This window comes from Neptunomonas marina (genome assembly GCF_004005935.1).
Classification (GTDB): domain Bacteria; phylum Pseudomonadota; class Gammaproteobacteria; order Pseudomonadales; family Balneatricaceae; genus Neptunomonas; species Neptunomonas marina.
Window position 1 is genome coordinate 496,234 of record NZ_SACQ01000002.1, and the last position, 21,313, is coordinate 517,546.

21 protein-coding genes are annotated in these 21,313 nt (G+C 52.4%); 16 read left to right on the forward strand and 5 right to left on the reverse strand.

Features of this window, described 5'->3' with window-relative positions; all coding sequences use genetic code 11:
- The first annotated feature begins 5 nt into the window (after window positions 1–5).
- Window positions 6–1,454 (forward strand): TrkH family potassium uptake protein, encoded by a 1,449-nt coding sequence (locus EOE65_RS07005; protein ID WP_127693579.1) that lies wholly within the window; start codon window positions 6–8, stop codon window positions 1,452–1,454.
- 15 nt (window positions 1,455–1,469) lie between these two features.
- Here EOE65_RS07005 and EOE65_RS07010 read toward each other — a convergent pair whose 3' ends face one another.
- Window positions 1,470–2,363 carry a lysophospholipid acyltransferase family protein gene (locus EOE65_RS07010; protein WP_127693580.1) on the reverse strand — a complete coding sequence of 298 codons (894 nt, stop codon included), beginning with the start codon at window positions 2,361–2,363 and terminating at the stop codon, window positions 1,470–1,472.
- A gap of 242 nt (window positions 2,364–2,605) precedes the next feature.
- Here EOE65_RS07010 and glyQ point away from each other — a divergent pair, with 242 nt between their 5' ends.
- From glyQ to EOE65_RS07060, 11 genes are all read left to right on the forward strand, one after another.
- Complete coding sequence (gene glyQ / locus EOE65_RS07015; protein ID WP_420846523.1) at window positions 2,606–3,568, forward strand: glycine--tRNA ligase subunit alpha; 963 nt, start codon at window positions 2,606–2,608, stop codon at window positions 3,566–3,568.
- Window positions 3,568–5,649 carry a glycine--tRNA ligase subunit beta gene (gene glyS, locus EOE65_RS07020; RefSeq protein ID WP_127693582.1) on the forward strand — a complete coding sequence of 694 codons (2,082 nt, stop codon included), beginning with the start codon at window positions 3,568–3,570 and terminating at the stop codon, window positions 5,647–5,649. Before glyQ ends, glyS begins: the two co-directional genes overlap by 1 nt.
- 284 nt (window positions 5,650–5,933) lie before the next feature.
- Window positions 5,934–6,110 carry a hypothetical protein gene (locus EOE65_RS18020; RefSeq protein WP_164847038.1) on the forward strand — a complete coding sequence of 59 codons (177 nt, stop codon included), beginning with the start codon at window positions 5,934–5,936 and terminating at the stop codon, window positions 6,108–6,110.
- Between the two features lie 436 nt (window positions 6,111–6,546).
- Window positions 6,547–7,338, forward strand: a complete 792-nt coding sequence (locus tag EOE65_RS07025) for a BON domain-containing protein (protein ID WP_164847039.1) — start codon at window positions 6,547–6,549, stop codon at window positions 7,336–7,338.
- A 14-nt stretch (window positions 7,339–7,352) separates the two neighbouring features.
- Window positions 7,353–7,814: a ferritin family protein gene (locus EOE65_RS07030; RefSeq protein ID WP_127693584.1), complete on the forward strand. Its 462-nt coding sequence runs from the start codon at window positions 7,353–7,355 to the stop codon at window positions 7,812–7,814.
- Window positions 7,815–7,981: 167 nt separating this feature from the next.
- A complete protein-coding gene (locus EOE65_RS07035) occupies window positions 7,982–9,295 on the forward strand; it encodes a sigma-54 interaction domain-containing protein (RefSeq protein WP_127693585.1) in 1,314 nt (437 codons plus the stop codon).
- A gap of 270 nt (window positions 9,296–9,565) precedes the next feature.
- Window positions 9,566–9,763 carry a PLDc N-terminal domain-containing protein gene (locus tag EOE65_RS07040; protein WP_127693586.1) on the forward strand — a complete coding sequence of 66 codons (198 nt, stop codon included), beginning with the start codon at window positions 9,566–9,568 and terminating at the stop codon, window positions 9,761–9,763.
- Window positions 9,764–9,856: 93 nt separating this feature from the next.
- Window positions 9,857–10,306 carry a hemerythrin domain-containing protein gene (locus EOE65_RS07045; RefSeq protein ID WP_127693587.1) on the forward strand — a complete coding sequence of 150 codons (450 nt, stop codon included), beginning with the start codon at window positions 9,857–9,859 and terminating at the stop codon, window positions 10,304–10,306.
- 23 nt (window positions 10,307–10,329) lie between these two features.
- Complete coding sequence (locus EOE65_RS07050) at window positions 10,330–10,560, forward strand: DUF2789 domain-containing protein (RefSeq protein ID WP_127693588.1); 231 nt, start codon at window positions 10,330–10,332, stop codon at window positions 10,558–10,560.
- Between the two features lie 5 nt (window positions 10,561–10,565).
- Entirely contained in the window at window positions 10,566–11,486 is a 921-nt protein-coding gene (locus EOE65_RS07055) for a diacylglycerol/lipid kinase family protein (protein WP_127693589.1), read from the forward strand.
- Complete coding sequence (locus EOE65_RS07060) at window positions 11,483–12,277, forward strand: metallophosphoesterase family protein (RefSeq protein ID WP_127693590.1); 795 nt, start codon at window positions 11,483–11,485, stop codon at window positions 12,275–12,277. Before EOE65_RS07055 ends, EOE65_RS07060 begins: the two co-directional genes overlap by 4 nt.
- On the opposite strand, the gene EOE65_RS07065 is transcribed toward EOE65_RS07060, so the two are convergent.
- The 4 genes from EOE65_RS07065 to EOE65_RS07080 form a co-directional block, all read right to left on the reverse strand.
- Window positions 12,274–13,563, reverse strand: a complete 1,290-nt coding sequence (locus tag EOE65_RS07065) for a DUF2254 domain-containing protein (protein ID WP_127693591.1) — start codon at window positions 13,561–13,563, stop codon at window positions 12,274–12,276. The two genes, EOE65_RS07060 and EOE65_RS07065, sit on opposite strands and share 4 nt — an antisense overlap.
- 312 nt (window positions 13,564–13,875) lie before the next feature.
- Window positions 13,876–14,253 (reverse strand): RidA family protein, encoded by a 378-nt coding sequence (locus tag EOE65_RS07070; RefSeq protein WP_127693592.1) that lies wholly within the window; start codon window positions 14,251–14,253, stop codon window positions 13,876–13,878.
- Between the two features lie 21 nt (window positions 14,254–14,274).
- Window positions 14,275–15,540, reverse strand: a complete 1,266-nt coding sequence (locus EOE65_RS07075; RefSeq protein WP_127693593.1) for an NAD(P)/FAD-dependent oxidoreductase — start codon at window positions 15,538–15,540, stop codon at window positions 14,275–14,277.
- Between the two features lie 14 nt (window positions 15,541–15,554).
- The gene (locus EOE65_RS07080) at window positions 15,555–16,358 is read right to left on the reverse strand and encodes an IclR family transcriptional regulator (protein WP_127693594.1); all 804 of its coding nucleotides are present in this window, start codon (window positions 16,356–16,358) and stop codon (window positions 15,555–15,557) included.
- A 203-nt stretch (window positions 16,359–16,561) separates the two neighbouring features.
- Between EOE65_RS07080 and hutG the strand changes: the two genes are divergently transcribed.
- Genes hutG through EOE65_RS07100 form a run of 4 tightly spaced genes read left to right on the forward strand, consistent with a single transcriptional unit; the run spans window position 16,562 to window position 21,274 of the window.
- Window positions 16,562–17,581 (forward strand): formimidoylglutamase, encoded by a 1,020-nt coding sequence (hutG, locus tag EOE65_RS07085; RefSeq protein ID WP_127693595.1) that lies wholly within the window; start codon window positions 16,562–16,564, stop codon window positions 17,579–17,581.
- A 3-nt stretch (window positions 17,582–17,584) separates the two neighbouring features.
- Window positions 17,585–18,553 carry a TAXI family TRAP transporter solute-binding subunit gene (locus EOE65_RS07090; protein WP_127693596.1) on the forward strand — a complete coding sequence of 323 codons (969 nt, stop codon included), beginning with the start codon at window positions 17,585–17,587 and terminating at the stop codon, window positions 18,551–18,553.
- Complete coding sequence (locus EOE65_RS07095) at window positions 18,531–19,031, forward strand: DUF1850 domain-containing protein (RefSeq protein ID WP_127693597.1); 501 nt, start codon at window positions 18,531–18,533, stop codon at window positions 19,029–19,031. Before EOE65_RS07090 ends, EOE65_RS07095 begins: the two co-directional genes overlap by 23 nt.
- Window positions 19,028–21,274, forward strand: coding sequence for a TRAP transporter permease (locus EOE65_RS07100; protein ID WP_127693598.1), 2,247 nt, complete (start codon window positions 19,028–19,030; stop codon window positions 21,272–21,274). Before EOE65_RS07095 ends, EOE65_RS07100 begins: the two co-directional genes overlap by 4 nt.
- The last annotated feature ends 39 nt before the right edge of the window (window positions 21,275–21,313 follow it).

A 21,313-nucleotide genomic window follows, 5' to 3' on the forward strand; every position in this document is an offset into this window, starting at 1 on the left:
CAACTATGCACTATCGCGTCATCCTTCGCATTCTCGGTATCCTGCTGATGGTCTTCAGCTTGTCGATGCTACCCCCGGTGGGCGTTTCGATGTTCTATGAAGATGGCCATAGCTTTATCTTCGTTGCTGCTTTTGTTATCACACTTGCGACAGGCTTTCTTATCTGGCTGCCGGTGTATCGCGTAAGAGAGGATTTACGAACGCGGGACGGCTTCCTTGTTACCGTCTTGTTTTGGACCGTACTCGGCCTGTTCGGAGCCATACCCCTTGTGCTGTCCGAAAGCCCGCATCTCTCCATTGTCGATGCGGTGTTTGAGTCACTGTCGGGCCTTACAACCACCGGCGCTACTGTGATGACAGGTATCGACACACTGCCTGAATCCATTCTCTATTACCGCCAACAGCTGCAATGGTTTGGCGGCATGGGGATTATCGTGCTAGCAGTTGCCATCCTGCCCATGCTCGGCATTGGGGGAATGCAGCTCTATCGTGCTGAGACACCCGGCCCGGTTAAAGATAGCAAGCTGACACCCCGCATCACCGAAACTGCAAAGGCACTGTGGTACATCTATCTGTCTCTCACAATCGCTTGTGCAGTCGGTTATTGGCTCGCGGGGATGACACCATTTGATGCGATAGGGCATAGCTTCTCCACGGTTGCGATTGGTGGATTCTCAACACACGATGCCAGCATCGGCTACTTCGATAGCCCAGCTATCGAGATGATTTGCACCTTCTTTATGACCGTCTCTGCGATCAACTTCGGATTACATTTCTTTGCTTGGCGCCAGCGCACCTTCCGCCACTATTTCGAAGACCCAGAAGTGAAGTTCTACCTTGGTATTTTGTTTGTCACCATCCTGTTCGCGCTATTTGTGCTGGTCATCACAGCGACTTACCCACCTGTCGAAGCACTGCGTAAAGCGGTGTTTATGGTGGTATCCGTCGCCACTACAACCGGTTTCGGTACTGCCGACTTCGCCCACTGGCCCGTGATGCTACCTTTCTTACTATTTGTCGCAGCGTTCGCAGGCGGCTGTGCAGGCTCAACTGGGGGCGGCATGAAGGTCATCCGTATTCTGTTGATCTTGAAACAGGGCTATCGAGAGATCCAGCGTCTTGTACACCCTAATGCCGTTATACCTGTGAAGCTGGGCAACAAACCCATCTCCGATCGCGTACTACAGGCTGTCTGGGGGTTTTTCTCAGTGTACCTGCTGGTGTTTGTCGTGATGCTGATCGCATTACTAGGAACCGGCCTCGACCAAGTAACGGCTTGGTCGGCGGTCGGCGCAACGCTCAATAACTTAGGACCGGGGCTTGGGGATGTATCTGCCCATTATGGTGGCTTGAACGATACGGCGAAGTGGATCTTATGCTTTGCGATGCTGCTAGGGCGTCTTGAGGTGTTTACGTTGCTGGTGCTCTTTACACCCGCATTCTGGAAACGCTAAGTCGGTGTTGAGCCCCTAGCGACTGTAGGGGCTGACAACGCCATCAGGTTGGTGGTTGAAGCGCTTATATTCCCACTGATATTGAGCCGGCAACGCTTTCACACACTGCTCCACTGATCGATTCAGCCCCAATAATGCCTCGTTCAAATCCGCGCTATAGATCAGTTCATCGGCCGCCTTAAAGTGAATTTCAAACCCCTCTCCACCAGGAAGGCGCTCGGCAAATCCACAGATGACACGCGCTTTGGTTTTGCGCACGAGCTGCGGCAACAACTTCATCGTATAGGCAGGATGGCCAAAAAAGGGCGCCCACTCACCGCCAGTCACCGGCTCCTGATCAGGTAGAATACCCACCATTTCGGTACGTTTAAGCGCGCTCATAACCATCCGCACACCGGAGGCATCCGCAGGCGCCATCCGCGTACCAAGGCGTGCGCGCATACGTTTAATTAGCGTATCTAAGAGCTTAAGTTTCGGCGGGCGGTACATGGCTGTAAACGGGTAACGCTTCGATAGATAGAGATTCAGTATTTCCCAATTACCCAGATGCGGAGCGATCAAAATAACACCATGCTCCTGCGCTAGCGCTTCGTCGATTAGGTGCTCATGATGAACGGCTTTTACCTTCTTCAGCGAGCGCGCTGGGGACCACAGCCACGCCATCCCCATCTCTGAGAATGAGCGACCTGTCTCGATCATACTTAGCTCAGCCAACGCCACACGCTCGGCTTCTTCCTGTTCCGGAAATGCAATATCGATGTTGGTGCGAGTTACGCGCATTAAGCTGCTCTCTGGCCGGGCAGCAAAGTACTTCCCGATTCGACCACCCAAACGCTGAGCCCAGCGCAAAGGCAACAAGGCTAACAAGCCCAAAAAGAGCACGGCAACAATAGCTTTGAGCTGCTTCATAACCACTCCAAAATTAAGAATGAGCAAATATTACCATGCAACGCAGTCGATTTCTTAAAGGGGAAGATTACGCCTTTAGGTAAATACGGTTTACTAACGGCACCAGCTGCACGCCTAAGATGTGTCACCGGAACAGATTTTTTGCCGCTATCGTGGCGCAAAGGGCCTCTATCAGGCGCATTCAAACACCATTCGTGTATAATTTAGCGCTTATTTTATTCCGTGATAAATGGGTGGTTATCGTGACTAACTCTACAACTCCAGACGTCAGCACCTTCCAGGGACTCATCCTGGCGCTACAGTCGTTTTGGGCCGAACAAGGCTGCGTTATTGTTCAACCGTTAGACATGGAAGTTGGGGCCGGAACATTCCACCCAGCTACATTCCTACGAGCTATCGGGCCAGAGACATGGCGCTCCGCATACGTACAACCTAGCCGCCGTCCTACTGATGGCCGCTATGGCGAAAACCCAAACCGCTTACAACATTACTATCAGTTCCAAGTAGTGTTAAAGCCTTCTCCGGACAACATCCAAGAGCTGTACTTAGGCTCCCTTGAGGCGATGGGGCTTGACCTATCGGTTCACGATGTACGCTTCGTAGAGGACAACTGGGAATCACCCACCCTTGGCGCATGGGGTCTGGGTTGGGAAGTGTGGCTAAACGGCATGGAGGTCACACAGTTTACTTACTTCCAGCAGGCCGGCGGTCTAGAGTGCTATCCGGTAACCGGCGAAATCACCTACGGTCTTGAGCGTATTGCGATGTATCTGCAAAACGTAGACAGCGTTTATGACCTAATTTGGGCGAAGAACCCGGATGGCACCGTTGTGACCTATGGCGATGTGTTCCACCAGAATGAAGTTGAGCAATCAACGTACAACTTCGAGCACGCCGATGTCCCTCAGCTGTTTGCTAACTTCGATCACCATGAAGCTGAGTGTCAAAAACTGCTTACGCTAGAAACGCCGCTACCATTGCCTGCGTACGAGCAAGTACTGAAAGCATCACACACGTTCAACATGCTCGATGCTCGCCATGCAATATCGGTCACCGAGCGTCAGCGCTACATCCTGCGTGTACGTACACTGGCTCGTGATGTTGCATCCGCATACTTTGAATCACGCCGCGCGCTGGGCTTCCCACTTGCAGAAGAGGGAAGCCGCCAAGAGGTGCTAGCCGCGTGTGAAGAGGAGAGCAAATAATGGCTACACAAGATTTTTTGTTTGAACTTGGCACAGAAGAGCTACCACCCAAAGCCCTGAAAGGCCTGTCTAAGGCTCTCGAGAACGAAGTCGTCTTAGGCATCAAGAACCTGTTTGATAAAGACTCAGCCGCAGCGCTAGAAAGCATGCGTGTTGACTCTTTTGCATCACCACGCCGTTTAGCTGTTCGCATCTCAGATCTTGCAGAACAAGTGCCTAGCTCAACTTTCTTGATGCAAGGCCCGCCAGCACGTATTGCCTTTGATGCGGATGGCAACCCAACCAAAGCACTGGAAGGCTTCGCGAAGAAGTGTGGCGCAACGGTAGAGCAGCTAGAAGATATCGATGGCAAAATGTGCATGCGCCAAGAGGTGCCAGCTAAGCCTGTTGCTGATGCCTTACCTGACATCGTGACACACGCCTTGAGCAAATTGCCTATCCCTAAGCGTATGCGCTGGGGTGCAACACGTACCGAGTTCGTGCGCCCCGTTAAATGGGTCATGATGCTGATGGGCGATCAGGTGATCGAATGTGAGATCCTTGGCTTAACAGCAGGACGCACAACACAGGGCCATCGCTTCCACCATAACGCGGCAATCGAGATTACAACACCTGCCGAGTACGAAGAGAAGCTATTAAACATCGGTAAAGTTGTTGCAGACTTCGCGACCCGACGTGAACAGATCCGCAGCCAAGTTGAATCAGAAGGGCAGCGCATTGGCGGTATCGCCCAGATCGATGACGACCTGCTAGATGAAGTGACCGCACTGAACGAATGGCCTGTTGCGCTGACAGGCGGCTTCGAAGAAGCTTTCTTGGCAGTACCAGCTGAAGCCCTGATCTCGTCGATGAAGGAGCACCAAAAGTACTTCCACGTGAATGATGAAAAGGGCAACTTGATGCCATTCTTCATCACAATCGCGAACATCGCTTCCAACGATCCACAACAGGTGATCGAAGGGAACGAGAAGGTTATTCGCCCGCGCTTAGCGGATGCGAAGTTCTTCTTCGAGACCGACAAAAAAGTCACGCTTGAATCCCGCGTAGTGAAGCTAAAAACCATCATATTCCAAAACCAGCTGGGCACCGTGTACGACAAAGCCGCTCGCATCTCCGCATTAGCTGGCTTTATTGCAGAAGCCCTAGAACAAGATAACGCTAAAGCGAGCCGTGCTGGCTTGCTATCTAAAGCTGATCTGCTTAGCGATATGGTTTATGAGTTCACTGACCTACAGGGTTTGATGGGTTACCACTACGCACTGGCAGATGGTGAGGATGCCGAAGTTGCGAAGGCGATTTACGAGCAGTACTTGCCTAAATATGCAGGTGACGACCTTCCTGAGACCAACGCTGGTATCGCCGTTGCGCTGGCTGATAGGCTCGACACATTGACCGGCCTTTTCGGTATCAACCAACCGCCAACGGGATCCAAAGACCCGTTCGCATTGCGCCGCGCGGCGTTGGGTATCTTGCGTATCTTGGTTGAAAAAGAGCTTAGCCTCGACCTTGAAGAGCTTGTGGAAAAGGCGGCTAGCCTTCACAGCGACCTGCCTGCTGCAGACACGGTTGTTACACAAGTTACAGACTTTATGCTGGAGCGCTTCCGCGCATGGTATGAAGACAAGGGCGTCGCTATCGATAGCTACCTTGCGGTAAACGCCGTGCGCCCAACACGACCACTCGATTTCGACCAGCGCGTGCGTGCAGTGAACAGCTTTAAAGAGCTAGCAGCGTCCGATGCTTTGGCCGCTGCGAACAAGCGGGTGTCTAACATTCTGGCTAAAAATGCGACGGAGTCTCAAGCGGACTTCGATCCATCTTTACTATCAGAAGCGGCAGAAAAGGAGCTTGCTGATGTATTGGCGCAAAAAGAAACAGTGGTCGCACCGCTGTTTGCTGCCGGCAAATACGATGAAGCTCTGACGGAGTTAGCAGCATTGCAGGCAAGCGTCGATAATTTCTTCGATAATGTCATGGTGATGGCGGACGACGAAAAAGTACGCGCAAACCGCATTAGTTTACTCGCTCGTCTACGTGCACTGTTCTTACAGGTAGCCGATATTTCTGTTCTGAGTAGCTAATCATTCTGCTCTAAGTTAAAAGCCGGCTATCGCCGGCTTTTTTTGTTTCACGTGAAACACTCTCGATACAGTGATGGTTTAGAAGGCCTCAATATCAGGATGCTCAAGTTTACTCTTGACCTTGTTACGAAGCCGAAAATAGCACCAAAGCACCATAAACACAGAAGCAACCAGCCCGAGACGTATATCAAAGCTTTTAAACAGGAAAACGGAGTGCTCTTTTGATCCCCACAGTAAACCCGTATGCCTATCTATAGATTATCAAAGATACTGGAAGCACTAGAGTGGCGGCGGCTTCACACCAAGTACGTATCGATACTGACCCCATCACGATTAACCGCCTGACTAAAAAGACATCTCCAGCGATCTTCTCAGCAATCCCACGAGCCTGTTTGCGCTTACCACACATATCTAGGAACCCTGACATTCGTCATAGTGATGATGTGGCTCGCATTACTTAAAAGAGCTGCCTTATCAACTCTCGTTCAGCCACCATCTCACCTTTCAAGGAGTGAGCGGATCTCACCACAAGGCAATCACTCCGGTCGTCAATATGACCAATACGAATATTCGCCGCCTGATAAGGGCCAGATTCACTTAAGCGCCAAGCTCACTGAGCAACACGAACGCATGATTGCGTAGTGTTTAGATATAGCAGGGGAGATCAATAGATACCGGGGCAGAGAATTAGAAAGGTAAACCCGAAAGCAGAGCTGCAGTTTTCAAATTCCTGTGCCCGCGCGGTATGAAATGGTTGCAACATACCCTGTAAAAGATACAGAACGTTTGCAAGAGAGGGCGCAATAAAATTCATAAACACATGAAATTATTGAAATTATTATTTCTGGCACGCCATTCGCTAGAGCTCCCATGACCGAAACAATAACGGAGTTCATTATGAATACTAAAAAGACATTACTGGCCCTGACACTTTCAACGATGATCGCCGCACCGGCCTTCGCAAATACGTGGAAAGGGGAGGCAAAGGACGCATGGCTAGACGGTAAAGTCGAGACAGCCTTGATGATGAACGGCCAAATCAACAACTTCGAGATCGATACCAATGTCGAAAATAGTGTGGTCTATCTTAGCGGTGAGGTCGACAACAACACCGAGAAGAAGCTAGCCGGTAAGCTCGCCGCGAATGTTGACGGCATCACCGACGTAAATAACAAGATTGTTGTCATGAAGCCCCAAGGTGAAACATGGGAAGGCCAAGCGCGCGATGCTTGGATTGACGGGCGTGTTGAGACAGCACTGATGTTTGATACCGATATCAATAGCTTCGCTATCGATACGGATGTTCACGAGGGCGCTGTCACCCTGACGGGTAAAGTGGATAGCGACGCAAAGAAAAAACTTGCAGGACGAATTGCTGCGGACATCGACGGCGTTCGCTCAGTGACAAACAATATCAGTGTGGAAAAAGACTACCAAGCCAGCCAAGCAACTGAAGGGGGTAAGTTTGCCCGCAAAATGCAAGATATCGCTGTCACTGCGGGCTTGAATATCGAGTACGCGGCACAGAGCGAGTTAGAAGCGACGGCAATTGACGTTGACACCAACCAAGGCGTAGTGACGCTAACCGGAAAGGTCGACAACGAGACTGCGAAGAGCTTAGCGGTTGAGATTGCACGTGGCTACGAAGGCGTCACCTCTGTCGAAGATAACTTGAACGTCACCAAGTAATCCGAGATAGCGCGATGTCCGGGACTTTCGACCGCCACCTTGTCAGCAGTGTCATCTACATCTGCCGACAAGGAGCAGCTTTCTACCAGCGCCTGTCCGAACAGGTAGCCAGTGTGGCTTTGTCGTCGTTATTCCGTGAGATGTCACAGAGCCGAAGACAAGCCGCTCTGAAACTCAGTACCTCAGAGCGGCAACCAGAGGAGGTAGCAGCGGTATCAGGGGTAACGGCAAGAGTTGATAATATGTACAACAACTTAGCTCTTACGCCCGATCAATACCGTAACGTCTGGTTTTTAGACCGGCTAGAGCAAACAGAAGCGCAAGTGCTCAACACCTTACGCAATAGTGTAAGCCAACTATCAGACAGCCAACTGGCTGAGCAGCTCGCCCGTGCGATAGCGACGCTTCAAATCGCAAATGACCGACTCAAGTCGTTCAAAGCCGACGCCGAGCGTCGCCCCGTCGGGCGCTACTAAAAAAGGCTGTGCTGCGGCACAGCCTTTTCCGTTATACTCCTAGCTCCAGACCGACGACAGGCCATTGCAGGTTCTGTGTTATGCCCACCGTATTAGTCGCATTAGTCAACATAAGCATCGCCTTATAGATAACCCTTACTGTTGCTGCTGCATGAGGAGAAGGAACGTTGTTAAGCCTTACATTGGTTACCCAACAAATGGAGTTGGTCGAGACGCTTACCCCACTATTTGAAGCATCAGGTTTTGACTTTTATATCACCGAATCACTTGCTGGCCTTACCGAGAGTGGCTTAGTGATCTTAGCGCCTCAAAAGTTTGATACCGCAGACCTTGCCGAGTTTGAAGCACACCCCATGGCTGATGAAGCCGAGTGGATTCTAATTAGCGATGGTAAGCCCAACCCGAACCTCGACAAGCTCATGACCATGGGGGTGAGTTATCACTTCCGTACTCCATTGGATGCGCAACACATCAATGAGGCGATTCGCGAGTTCTATCGTGAATTCCAAGAGGAGGAGGCCAGCCGCCAAGCCAAAGCCGTTTCGTCCAATCTTGATCAATTTGGCCTTTTGCTGGGTTCTGCCCCCATCATGCGCCGCTTGTATCGACTCATACGCCGAGTGAGCCAAACCGATGCCAATGTTATGTTAATCGGCGAAAGCGGCACGGGCAAAGAGCTGGCTGCTCGTACGATTCATGAGCAAAGCAACCGCGCGGATAAACCCTTTATCGCAATCAATAGTGCAGCACTGACGCCTGAACTGGTCGAGAGTGAGCTGTTTGGTCATGTGAAGGGCGCTTTTACGGGTGCGGTCAGTGACCGCGAGGGCTGCTTCGAACAGGGTAACGGTGGCACACTCTTCCTGGATGAGATCACAGAGATGCCGCTAGAGCTGCAAAGCAAGCTGCTACGCGTACTGGAAAGCGGCGAGTTTAAGAGAGTTGGCAGCGACAAAGTCTTCCAGACCGACGTGCGTATCATCGCCGCCACAAACCGCCAACCCCTCGTGGCTATCGAAGAGGGCTTCCTACGCGAAGATATCTACTTCCGTATTGCCCACTTTCCCATTCAGCTACCCCCACTACGCAAGCGGGGCCGTGACATTGTCGAGCTAGCAAAGCATTTTCTTGCCTATCGCAATGAGATGACAGGCAGCCACAAAACTATTTCAGAAGAGGCGCAAGAGATTCTTATGGCATATCAATGGCCAGGGAATGTTCGGCAGCTCAAGCATACCATCGAAAAAGCACATATCTTGGCACTCGATCAGGTAGGGGCAGGTGAGCTGGCCTCACTTCAAGAAGCGCAAGAGGAGACCTCTTTAGAAACCATTGCTCCTGGGACACCGCTTAAAGAGGCGGAAAAGCTGTTGATTCTCGCCACACTGGAGTCGTGCGATGGCAACAAAACCCAAGCTGCCGAGCAATTGGGCATCAGTGTCAAAACCCTCTATAACAAACTAGAGCAGTATGAAGCTTAAAGATAGCTTTGCCGGGTAGTACCGAAAGACGTACTACCCTTATTACCCGCCACCTGTAACTATTTCTTCTGGCCTGTAGTTTTTTCAAACGCCCCCTTCAATTCTCCGCCTTTAACTCTCTTTAAAAACAAGTAAAGCTTTGTTTTATAAAGAAAAGCGAGAGTTGGCACACCATCTGCAATTCCTGAGTATGCAAGCCGTGTTGTCACCCCCGACAACTAACGCTTATTTAAACATACCAGTGCAGCCACATGCAGAAGGAGATTGAAAATGGGAATTGAAATTACCGGTGTTCTAGGACTATTAGTCTTAATCTTTGATATCTGGGCCATCATTCAAACTGTACAAAGCCCTGCCACCACAGCATCAAAAGTACTTTGGGTACTGTTGATTCTATTGTTGCCGGTCGCAGGACTCATTCTCTGGTTCTTCCTTGGGCCACGCGGCAGCAAAAATATCAGGGCATAGAGACAGCACCCAACCTGAACGAAAAGCGACCGCGTAGGCTGGCCTACAGCCTACTCCTCGCAGTGAATAGCCGCACACCTTAAGGAGATCAATATGAATATTTTTGAAGCATTACGAGAGGACCATGATACACAGCGCATTTTAGTGGACTCGTTAGTGAAAACCGAAGGCGATAGCAACGCTCGCGACATGCTGTTCAAGCAGATCAAAGTGGAGCTTCAAGCACATGCCACAGCAGAGGAGCGCCACTTCTATGTTCCGTTAATGGGTTATGACATGACCCAAGAGAAGTCCCGCCACAGTGTTGCCGAGCACCACAGAATCGACAAGCTGATTGGAAAGCTGGAGACGTTGGACTACAGCTCTGCTGCATGGCTTGTTGAAGCCAAAAAGCTGCAGCACCTAGTGCACCATCATCTCGAAGAGGAGGAGCAGGAGGTGTTTCAGCTCGGAGGGCGTGTATTAGCTGAGCAAGAGAAACGCGCACTCGGCACAGACTATGAAGCAGAGATGGAGTCCCAGCGTGAAGCGCTGAGCTCATAACCACCACAACCGGAGTATTAACTATGATTGAGCCAACTTATTCTATACAAACGCTCTTTGAACAGCTGGGATTACCCCATGAGCCGGAAGAGATCGAAGTGTTTATCCGTACGCATCGTATTGACGACCAAACACGTATCTACGATGCACCGTTCTGGAGCTCGCAGCAGGCCGCATTTTTACAAGAGGGTCTAGCCGCCGATGCCGATTGGGCCGAGGTGATCGACGAACTCAATGCTCGGTTGCGGGACTAACGGCTATGAGCCAATCCATTGTACTGATTTACAACCCATCGTCGGGCTACTTTATTGAAAACGGTATTGACGATCCCGAGCAATATTTTCAGGCCCAATGGGATGAACAAGCCCCCGAAGGCGAGCTTGCTTTACTCAGTATCGAAACTATTCGTAATGGTACTTTGCGAGCATGCCTACTGCGTATTCAGCCCGATCAAGTATGGATTGCAGGGGGCGATGGCAGCGCGATCGCCGTTGCCGAGCTTGCTGTCGAGCTAAACATTCCCCTTGGCGTGCTTCCCTGCGGCACCATGAATTTGCTAGCACGCGATATCGGGATGTCGCTCGATATCACCCAAGCATTCCAGCAGCTGCACGACAGCGACGTACAGCCTATCGACATGGCTACGGTCAATGGCCGTCGGTTTCTTTGTATCTCCAACTTAGGCATGTCGACACGGCTGACCGAACAACGCGAGCAACTGCGCCAACAAAGCGGCTGGGTACGCTGGCCGCTGATGTTTGGCTATATGCTCAAATATCTGTTTGCTTATCCAACACTGGATGTGCAGATTCGCCAAGGCAACGACGTGCATATCTTGCGTACACGCTCGATCTCCATCAGTAACAACCCGCTGGCATCCCATAGCTGGCTAATTCCCGAGCGTAAGCGCCTAGATGGAGGGAAGCTGGGTATTTACATCATTCAAGAGCGTTCAGTCTGGTCATTACCCCGGATGATTTTCAGACTATTCAGCCGCGACTGGCAAGACGATGACGACCTACTGCACTTTAGCGCGGACGCCGTGCGCATCAGCTTTCGTCGCTCCAGCAAGAAAGTCCAAATTATGAGTGATGGCGAGCTGAGCCAAGAAACACTGCCGCTTGAATACCAGACATTGCCCAAAGCGCTGCAGGTTCTGCGTCCAAAGGAAGCACTATGACCACCATTGCGCACATCTCGGACCTACACTTTGGCCGCGAGCAAGCCACCCAAATAGCGGGGCTGCGTAAAGCACTGGCCCAAGCGGCACCCAATCTGCTGATCATTAGCGGCGATATCACTCAACGCGCACGACACCGCGAGTTCCAACTCGCTGAACGCTTTTTAAGCACATTACCGTTTCCTTACCTCATCGTGCCGGGCAATCATGACCTCTCGGCCCACCGCTTAATAGAGCGCTTCATGTTTCCTTGGCGTAAGTGGCGTCGCTATATCAGTCACGACCTAGAACCTCAAACTAGCCTGCCGGGGGTGCACGTGATTGGTGTCAACTCAGCGCGGCGCTTTGGCTGGTATTGGGATTGGTCGCGCGGACGCATCAGCTCACAACAGGTCAGTGAAGTGGTCGCAGCACTGCAAGCCGCTGAACCCAATACTCTAAAAGTTGTTGTCGCACATCACCCGTTCTGGTTACCAACGGCTAACCTAAGGCGCCAATTGATCGGTGGCTATCGCCATGCGTTGGAACAGTTTCAAGCCGCGGGCGCCGATCTCATACTGGGTGGGCATATCCATCTGCCTTTTATCAATATTGTTAACGGTATGCTGATCTCCCACGCAGGCACGACCATCTCAGACCGGTTGGTAAAAGGGCAGCCGAATAGCTTTAATCTGATTCAAGGCGATAGCCACCAGCTGACACTACAAACGCTAGAGTGGGAAGAGGATCACTTTGCGCTGCGCCAGCAGCAGTCGTTCCGTAAGCAATCCGATGGCTGGCAGCAACACTAGGCATGTCCTAACTGTTTGGCCTCTGTGTAATTTGCGGCCGCCACGACGCGTGCCAGATCGGCCTCTAAAACCAAGGCATGACGCGCGTACTCAAGCGCCTTGCGCCCGGTTGTGATCGCTGCGTGCTGCATCTCTTCATCACCGTTTTGGGCAAGGTCACTTAGCACTTTCTGCAACCGCGTTGCCACCTCAACAGTACCTGCGCCGTCACGCGCAATCGCATCAAAGCCATCCTCGAATAGGTCATCAACTTCTATTTTGGCAACGGCAACCCGCGGATATTGCGGCTCAGTTTCGGTGCGCGTTTGTGCTGCCCAACGACTGAGTAGGCGCAACAGCGACGCATTGACCATAATCGCAGTGCCAGGATCGTTGACCGCTGGGGATAGCGCTCGACAGGCTATTTCAGATAACACCACAAAGCCAAAGCGGGGGTCTTCATTGAAGATACGCTCGCGCCCAATTCGAAAAGCCGCTTGCAACTGTGAGCGTTCTTGGGCGGCCAAGTCATCATCAGGTGTATGCACATAAAGCAGCGGACGATTCGGAGAGACCAGCTTGCCGGGAAGGGTATTCACGCTCACATCAACCTCATGCTGCTTCGCCCACAGCTGTAGGCGCGGCATGTCGATATGCAGAATATAGCCAACATCATCAGGGTAAACGGGGATACCCTCTCCAAGAGGTGTTGCTAGGGGCTGGCCGCCAAGATATGGCTGCAAGCGGTTTTTTAACAACGCTTTCTCTGTCGCAGACTCTACCTTAGCGATCGTCGAGCCCATCCGCCCAAGGCGAGCAATACGGTCAACCCAGCGTACAAACGTAAAGATCACAATGCTGAACACCAAAACGGTGAGGCTAAATAGCAAAAACAGCCCTGGCTTTTGAAAATAGTTATTCTGCAACGCCACCAGCGCCACGATGCTGAAAATAAAGGCCCCCACAAAGGTCGATAGCGCATTCTGAGAGGCATCATCCGCAACAATGACAGGAAAAGAACGCGGCGTTGCCATGCTGCTCGCAGAGGCATAGGCCGATACCATCGAGGTGACTGAAAACGTCGCGATCACCAACATGCTCGACGCCATAATTGATAATAACGTATCGAGCGACTGGGCTTTCACTTCAGGCAAGGAGGCAAAAATGGCAGCATTGCTATCTGCAATTTTCGCCAAAAAGACCGCAAGTACCGATAAGCTACAGATCATCAGTGGTTTGAGCCAGAGACGCTCACGCAGACGATCCAATAGAAAACTTAGCCGATCACCTATACTTCCTGCATCCATACATAGCCTCAATGAACGTTACCGTACGATAGCGCACTGCCGCCACGAAATTATCCACAGCAGTGGCTGTGCTTGCGCGGGCACTGCATTAACAGGGCAGTACAAATATGACTCACTCTATCGTACATCATGCAGAGCTGCTGACATACCCAAGTCAGCATGAGTGCGAGTCGATTAAGCGTATAAGACGAGGAAAGCGGATAAAAATAGGGCACCCAGAAAGGGCGCCCTTGTAGCAGAGGCTACGAATACCGCATAGCTTTTCAGCAGCGATAGTTAAGTGAACGTATATTCTTTAAAAGGAGTAAGTACTTACTTATCAATTGCGGCGTAAGCAACCATCTCCACTAGCATCTCTTCACGCGCTAAACCTGAGATCACCATCGCCGCGCGATTTGGGTAGGGGGCCTGCAGGTACTCTGCGTAAACCTTATTCACCACAGGTAAGTAGCTACGATCCGTTACATAGATCAGCACCTGAGTGAGTCGGTCAAGGCCTGCACCGGCCTTCTCTAGTGTGTGTTTCAGGTTATCCATGGTTTGGCGCGTTTGCGCCTCAATACCACCTTCAACCACGTTACCGTCGGCGTTAATCGGTATCTGCGCGGTAAAGAGAATGCCGTTGCCCACCGTTGCCCATTCAAGTGGGGAGGGTGATGCGTAAAGGTCGGTTTTTACGGTTGTGATCATGCTGTTCTCCTGTCCTGTCAATTAGATCTCGCCACCGGCAAGTTGTTTTTCGAGCGTACTGACCGCTAAGAAACCGAGCTGACGAAACGGCTCTGGAGGCATCCAACTAGGCCGTCCAAAAAGTTCGTGTACGGGTATCGTCGCCGCGCCGGTCGCCAAGTCTGCAAGCGCACCGCCCAGCATCCAGCCCTTGACCAAACCCACACCATTGCAACCCACCGAAGCAAACAGCCCGGGACGTAGCTCACCCCACAACGGCGCCCCATTCGCTGTCAGCGAAGTTGTACCTCCCCACCAATGGGCAAGTTGCTGTGCGCCTTCCAGTTCTGGATAACGGCTGTGCAGGCTGCGCAGTAGTATTTGCTCAACCTCGTCGCCTCCCTCTTGCTCGTATCCGTACATGCCACGCACAAGTAACCGGCCATCTTGCGTGGAGCGGAAGGTTGTCCCTAAACGGTGAGCGGGTAGTAGCCCCCACTCACCACGCTGATTGATCTGGGCACGCTCCGCATCACTGAGGATGGGTGTGAGCCCCGCATAGGTGTAGATGGTGACGCTGCGCGACGCGCCATAGCCAAGGCCTTTAATAAAGGCGTTGTTCGCAAGAAACAGGCGAGGTGCCTCAGCCATCGCCGACGCAGTGCGCACCACCCAGCGTGATGCGTGCTGTTCGAGTTCAAGCGCCGCTGAGTTCTCATATAAGGTGACGTTCGCTGGTAGCGTCTGTGCCACGGCACGAATCGTGCGCACCGGGTTTAATAAGCGGTTACCCGGCAGCAGCAGGCCGCTGCGGTAGTAAGTTGATCCGGTGATCTGCGCCAGCGCTGCGGCATCTAACCACTCCGCCGGTTGACCGCTGGCGACCATAAAACGCTCGAGCTGTTTGATGTACCGCTCACCTCGGGAGGTTGCCGCCGCTTTAAAGACCGGTTGCGTGCTCGTATCGCTCAACCCCGCTGCCGTTATTAGTTGCGTGTGAGCACGCTGATAGAGGGTATGCAGCTGCTGTGCTTGCGCAGCACTAGGCGCACTCAATGCAGTTTCTAGCGCAAAGCCTGAATTACGCCCAGGGGAGCCACTGCCCACCTGTTCCGCTTCCAACACTGCAATACGGTAATTTGGCTGGCGCTCTGCCAAGCGACGCGCGATCGCAAGCCCTGTATAACCCGCACCAATGATGATCGCATCAAAATGTTGATGCCCCGTTAGTGCGGGCTTGACTGCGCCATCAAACGCAGGGTCCGGCCAGCAACAGGGACGCTGATAGTGGGGGTAAGCTGTCGACATAACGCGCTCCTCAATTAGCGCTCTTCAATAGCGCCATATAGCCGCTGTGTAATCACCTGAGCATGTTGCCGCAGCTGATCACACAACGCGTGGTAATACGTTTCATTCATTTGCTTTCGCGGTACGCTGCAGCTCAGAGCGGCCACTGGCGCACCAGATGGATCCATAATCGGGCTGGCTATGCCTGTAAACTCAGGAGGCTCTGTACCTTCAACACCGCCTGTCACACCTAAGCGCCGACACATCGCAACCGCTTGGTCGATATCAAACCGCTCGATACCGTACGAGCGCTGCAACGTGGCCGCATTGCGTGCCAGTATCTGGTCGTACTCGGTACGACTTAGATGACTCAAGATGGCGATCGATGCTTGCCCTAAGCCATGGCGAATCCGATCACCCAAATCACTGACATAGCTGCGCGTCGGTTGGCTACCATCTTGAATATCCAAACACAGCACATTGAAGCCATCGGGCACGAACAGAAAAAAGCTGTTATCAAACTGGTCAGCTAAGCTGCGCAACGGGCCGCGCGCCGCACGCTTAATACATTGGGTTTGCCCCGCAGCACTGCCCCACACAATCAACTGATGCCCAAGGAGGTAAGGCCCCCGATCACGAATCTGGCGCAGTAAGCCCAACCGCTTCAGCGCCTGCGCTAACCGATATACCGTGGCAATAGAGAAACCACTTGCGGCCTCCAGCTGCGCCGCAGTCATCCCCTGATGTCCGGCACGGGTGACTAGCTCCACCAGCAACATGCTGCGATCCAGTGTTTGGATGCCGCTATCTGGCATCACGGCAGGATCCGCTCGGTTCATCTTCTCGTGCTCCTTTTATTGCGCTCACTATAAATGGCGCTCGCCGCAAAGGCTTATCGCTATGCGATAAAACCCAAAAAAAACACATTTTTTATACATATATAAATTGATTTTTCATATAAAAATTTATTGGTAATAAAAGCGGTTTAAAGCGCCGTTTAAGTATGTTTATATGTCTAGAAAATTAAAAGAGAGATTTCTATATGAAGCGAGTTCTGCCTCCTGCACCTTGGCAGGGACGGAATGACCAAGATCAGCCCGAACATGCCAAGCGCTGGCATCATCAGGTTGAGATTCAAACCGACGCCCACATGCCTATTGATGTGACCCACGGCCTGATCGGCTTCTGCTGTGATGCAGGAGTGCGCCGCAATCATGGTCGTCCTGGTGCCGCCGAAGGTCCGGCTGCATTTAGACGCCAGCTTGCCAACCTTGCGTGCCACGACACAGCGGTACGCCTAGGTGATTTTGGTGATGTTATCGCGGAAGGGGATGAACTTGAGGCGGCGCAGGCAACACTGGCAAACAGCGTTGCACAGGTGTTGAGTCACACAGATATCTCGCGCTTGTTGGTGGTCGGTGGCGGCCATGAAACCGCTTGGGGCAGCTTCTGCGGACTCTATCAAGCACTGGGCCCTGATGTGCGTATTGGCATCATCAACTTAGATGCCCACTTTGATCTACGTAAACCCGAAGCACAGGGGCCATCCTCCGGTACGCCGTTTTATCAGATTCGCGAGCTCGTCGGCGCCGATAACTTCTTCTATACCTGTTTGGGCGTCGCCCAAGAGTCCAACACCGCAACGCTATTCCAGCGTGCGACGGAGTGGGGCGTGCACTATCGAGCTGATCACGAGATGACAGCCGCACACCTACCAGCAATTTGTGACGAGATAGATGCCTTTACGCAATCTGTCGATGCGCTGTATTTGACGATCGATCTGGATGTATTACCGCACTACCAAGCGCCGGGCGTTAGCGCGCCGGCCTCCCGCGGGGTTAGCCTTGCTGTTATTGAGGCGGTTATCGCTCAGATTAAGCAAAGTGCTCAACACTGCCGCCTAGGGCTGCCCTTGGTGGAGCTAACTGAATTAAATCCCTCCTGCGACTTGCAAGGGGTAACAGCACGCACCGCTGCGATATTGGCGAACGCGCTGCTTAGTGACTCGGCATCAGCCGGAAAACCCGTGCGTGATCTCACGCCTCTAATCGAAAGGAAGTAAACAATGAAAACAAAGCTAAAGACACTTCTGATCTCCGCTGCGTTATCCACAGGGCTAGCAGCGGGTGTCGCTCAGGCTCAGGAACGTGTGTTTTTCGGTATCGCAACGGGCGGCACCGGCGGTACTTATTATCCACTGGGAGGGATGCTGGCACAGGTCATCTCTAACAACAGTGAGCTGCAAGGTAAGAAGATTTCAGCAACGGCAGAAACAGGTAATGCTTCGGTCGCTAACGCAGGCCTACTAGGCCGTGGTTCTATCGAATCAGCGTTTGTTGCCGCTGATGTGCTTGATGCAGCTTACAACGGTAAAAACCAGTTCAAAGGTAAAGAGATCAAAAACCTGCGTGCGCTGGGCGCCCTATACCCAGAGACCGTACAACTGGTGGCACAGCCGGGCATCAACAACTTCGCTGACTTGAAGGGCCGTTCTATCAGCTCGGGCTCGCCGGGTTCTGGCCAATGGCAACTACTGGGCGACCTACTCAGCGCTTACGACATGAGCCGCGATGACATCAAAGAGGATTACTCTTCGTTCTCGCAATCTGCTGAAAAGATCAAGGATGGTAACTTGGATGCATCGCTGATCACAGCAGGCTCACCGACCGCTTCCATTGTCGAGTTATCCAATGGCCACGATATCAGCATCGTGCCACTGACCGGCGCACCTGTGAAAAAGCTGTTAGAAAAACAACCCTATTATGCACAGACAACCCTGCCAGCTGGCACGTATAAGGGTGTGGATAAAGATGTGGAAACGATTGCTGTGCGCGCTATCTGGGCAACGCACACAGACCTACCAGAGGATATCGCTTACGCGGTGACCAAAGCGCTGTACGAAAACACCGATACATTGGCGAAAGTACACGTGAAGGGTAAAGAGATCAGCGTACAAACGGCGCTAGAGTCTGTATCAATTCCATTGCACCCAGGTGCTGAGCGTTACTACCGTGAAAAAGGCCTTATTAAGTAAGGCTATCCCTTGGCTGGCAAGCTCGTTCGCGATGCTTGTCAGCCATCAGAGTGGGGCGGTTGCTCTGCAGATAGAGGACTATCGTGCAGCGCAATCACTCACCTGTGTTGCTCTGCCGACACCTGCTTTTTCGTTATCGTTTATCCATTCGGTTTCACTCACACCGGTGACCGATCGTTATCGTATCGAACAGGATTCCGCAGGGTATCGCATCGTGCAAACGGCAGAGCACTTTATCGCCCACGGACAAGGGCTGCCATCCATGCTAGGGGAGCCTGATGCCATCGCTTTCGAGCATAAAGAGGGTGAGTTCGTATTACACATGGAACGGCCAATACCCGATTTGCTCGTGCGTACCGATGCACGTTTTAAAAACCGGTTGCACACCGACAACACAACAATAAATCTAAATCAGTGGCCCGATAACGGTTTACGTATTCGTCCGATCAGCCACTGCAACACTGAGCAAAAGCTATGAACACTGAGCGCACCCAGGGCGAGCAGCCCACGCATGGAACGACGCAGATGCATCAGGAAGATCTGGACAACCTGATCAAAGAGTATGACAACGAGAGTAACTTTCGCGACCTTCGCGGCGGCCTGAAACACTTTGTCACCTTGGTGTGTGTCTCTCTGAGTGTCTTCCACATCTACACCGCAGGCTTTGGTCTACTCAACGAAGTTTCTCACCGTACCGTCCACATGACGATGATCATGGGGCTGCTATTCTTGGTTTTCCCGCGTAAAGCGGCAAAGCGCCCGAAAGTGGGCATCGCGTTAGGCCTGATGTATGGCCTCTTTTATCTATTGATCGCCCACCAGCTGGTCTCGGCATTGGGTAGCAACCTGTCTTGGGTGATCAATGCTGGCATCTATCTCTTTGCGGGGATGATGGCGCTATCGGCGTTGCCCTTGTCATTCTTGGGTGGCCGCGGCAATAAACCCGGCTGGTTGGACTGGCCGTTAGCGATACTCGGTGCGGGTTTCTCGGGTTATCTGGTCTACTTCTTTGATGAGATCTTCATCATCAACGTGGGCTTCCCGCAAACGATGGACTACCTGATGGGTGGCGTCGCCATTTTGATGGTGATTGAGGGTGCCCGCCGCACGATGGGCGAGTCGCTGTCTATTATTGGCGTTTTGGCGTTGCTGTACGCCATGTTTGGCCCTCAGCTGCCGGGCGTTTTAGCGCACCGTGGCTACGATATCATCCGCCTTGTTGAGCATCTCTACTTAGGCACCGAGGGTATCTATGGCATCGCCATTGGTGTTGTCGCAACCTACGTGTTCCATTTTGTCCTCTTTGGTGTCTTGGCTCAGGCTTCTGGGCTTGGCCAGCTATTCATTGAGCTGGCAACGCTGCTGGCTGGCCGCTATGCCGGAGGCCCAGCCAAAGTTTCCGTGGTGTCATCTGGCTTTTTTGGCATGATCTCCGGTTCGCCGGTTGCCAATACGGTAACCACAGGCGCTTTTACGATCCCGATGATGCAGCGCTACGGTTTCAGCGGGCGTTTCGCAGCGGCAACAGAAGCTGCGGCGTCCTGTGGTGGACAGATCACACCGCCAATTATGGGTGCATCCGCCTTTGTCATGTCGGAAATGCTAGGAGTACCCTATAACGAGCTGATTCTTATCGCCATTATTCCCGCTGCATTCCACTACCTTGCGACGCTGTGCATGGTTCACTTTGAAGCGCGCCGCTTAGGCCTTGAGGGTATGCCCGCTGAAGATATCCCGCGTTTTCGTGATGTTATGGCACGCCATTGGCACCAAACCATTCCGCTCATCGTGATGGTTACGTTGCTCTTGATGCAGTTCACGCCATTCCTTGCAGCATTCTGGGGCATTATCCTTACGGTGTTGTGTTCCTACATCCCGCTGCTGCTCAAGCCAGTGGGTTTCACAAAACTTGATAGCGAGAGCGTGCTGACACCTTCACGGCTGATTTTCAGCCTAGAGGAGGGCGCTAAGCAGTCGATTGCGATCACCGCAGCCTGCGCTTGCGTCGGCTTCCTGTTGGGTGTGACGACACTGACCGGTCTTGGCTTTAAGTTCTCCGGCGCGATTGTTGGCTTAGCCACAGATTTCGGCACCTGGTTGACGATGATCGTCCCCTTTGGCTTGCTCGATCAAGCCTCCACTACACTGTTTGTCGCACTGATCTTGGTATCACTGGCCTGTATCCTAATGGGCGCGGGTATCCCAACAACACCGACATACATTATCTTGGCATCGATCGTTGCTCCGGCACTGGATGAGTTTGGCATTGCGCTACTAGCCTGCCACTTCTTTATCTTCTACTACGGTGTATTAGCTGATGTGACACCACCTGTGGCGCTGGCGGCATACGCAGGCGCGGGCATCTCGGGGTCTGACCCCATGCGCACCGGCACAACCGCGTTCCGCCTATCGATGGGTAAAGCGCTGGTACCATTTATGTTTATCTATGCGCCAAGCTTGTTGTTCCTCGATTTTGATGCACAAGAGTTTGCCTTGGCCATGATCAGCGGTATCCTCTGCATCCTGGCACTGTCTGCTGCGTATATCGGATTCTTCTGCGCACCGTTGCAAAAGGCCGAGAAAGCTCTGCTGACTATTGCCGGATTGGCACTGGTTGGATCTCTACCTTGGCTGGTACTGCTTGCCGGTTCGGTGGTTGTGGCGATACTGCTGCGTAACTACCGCCAGAGCCGCGTGCAACCCTACGTTGCCGCCAACTAACGCACAGGACGCTGGCGAAAAAAGAGCACCTCAAGGTGC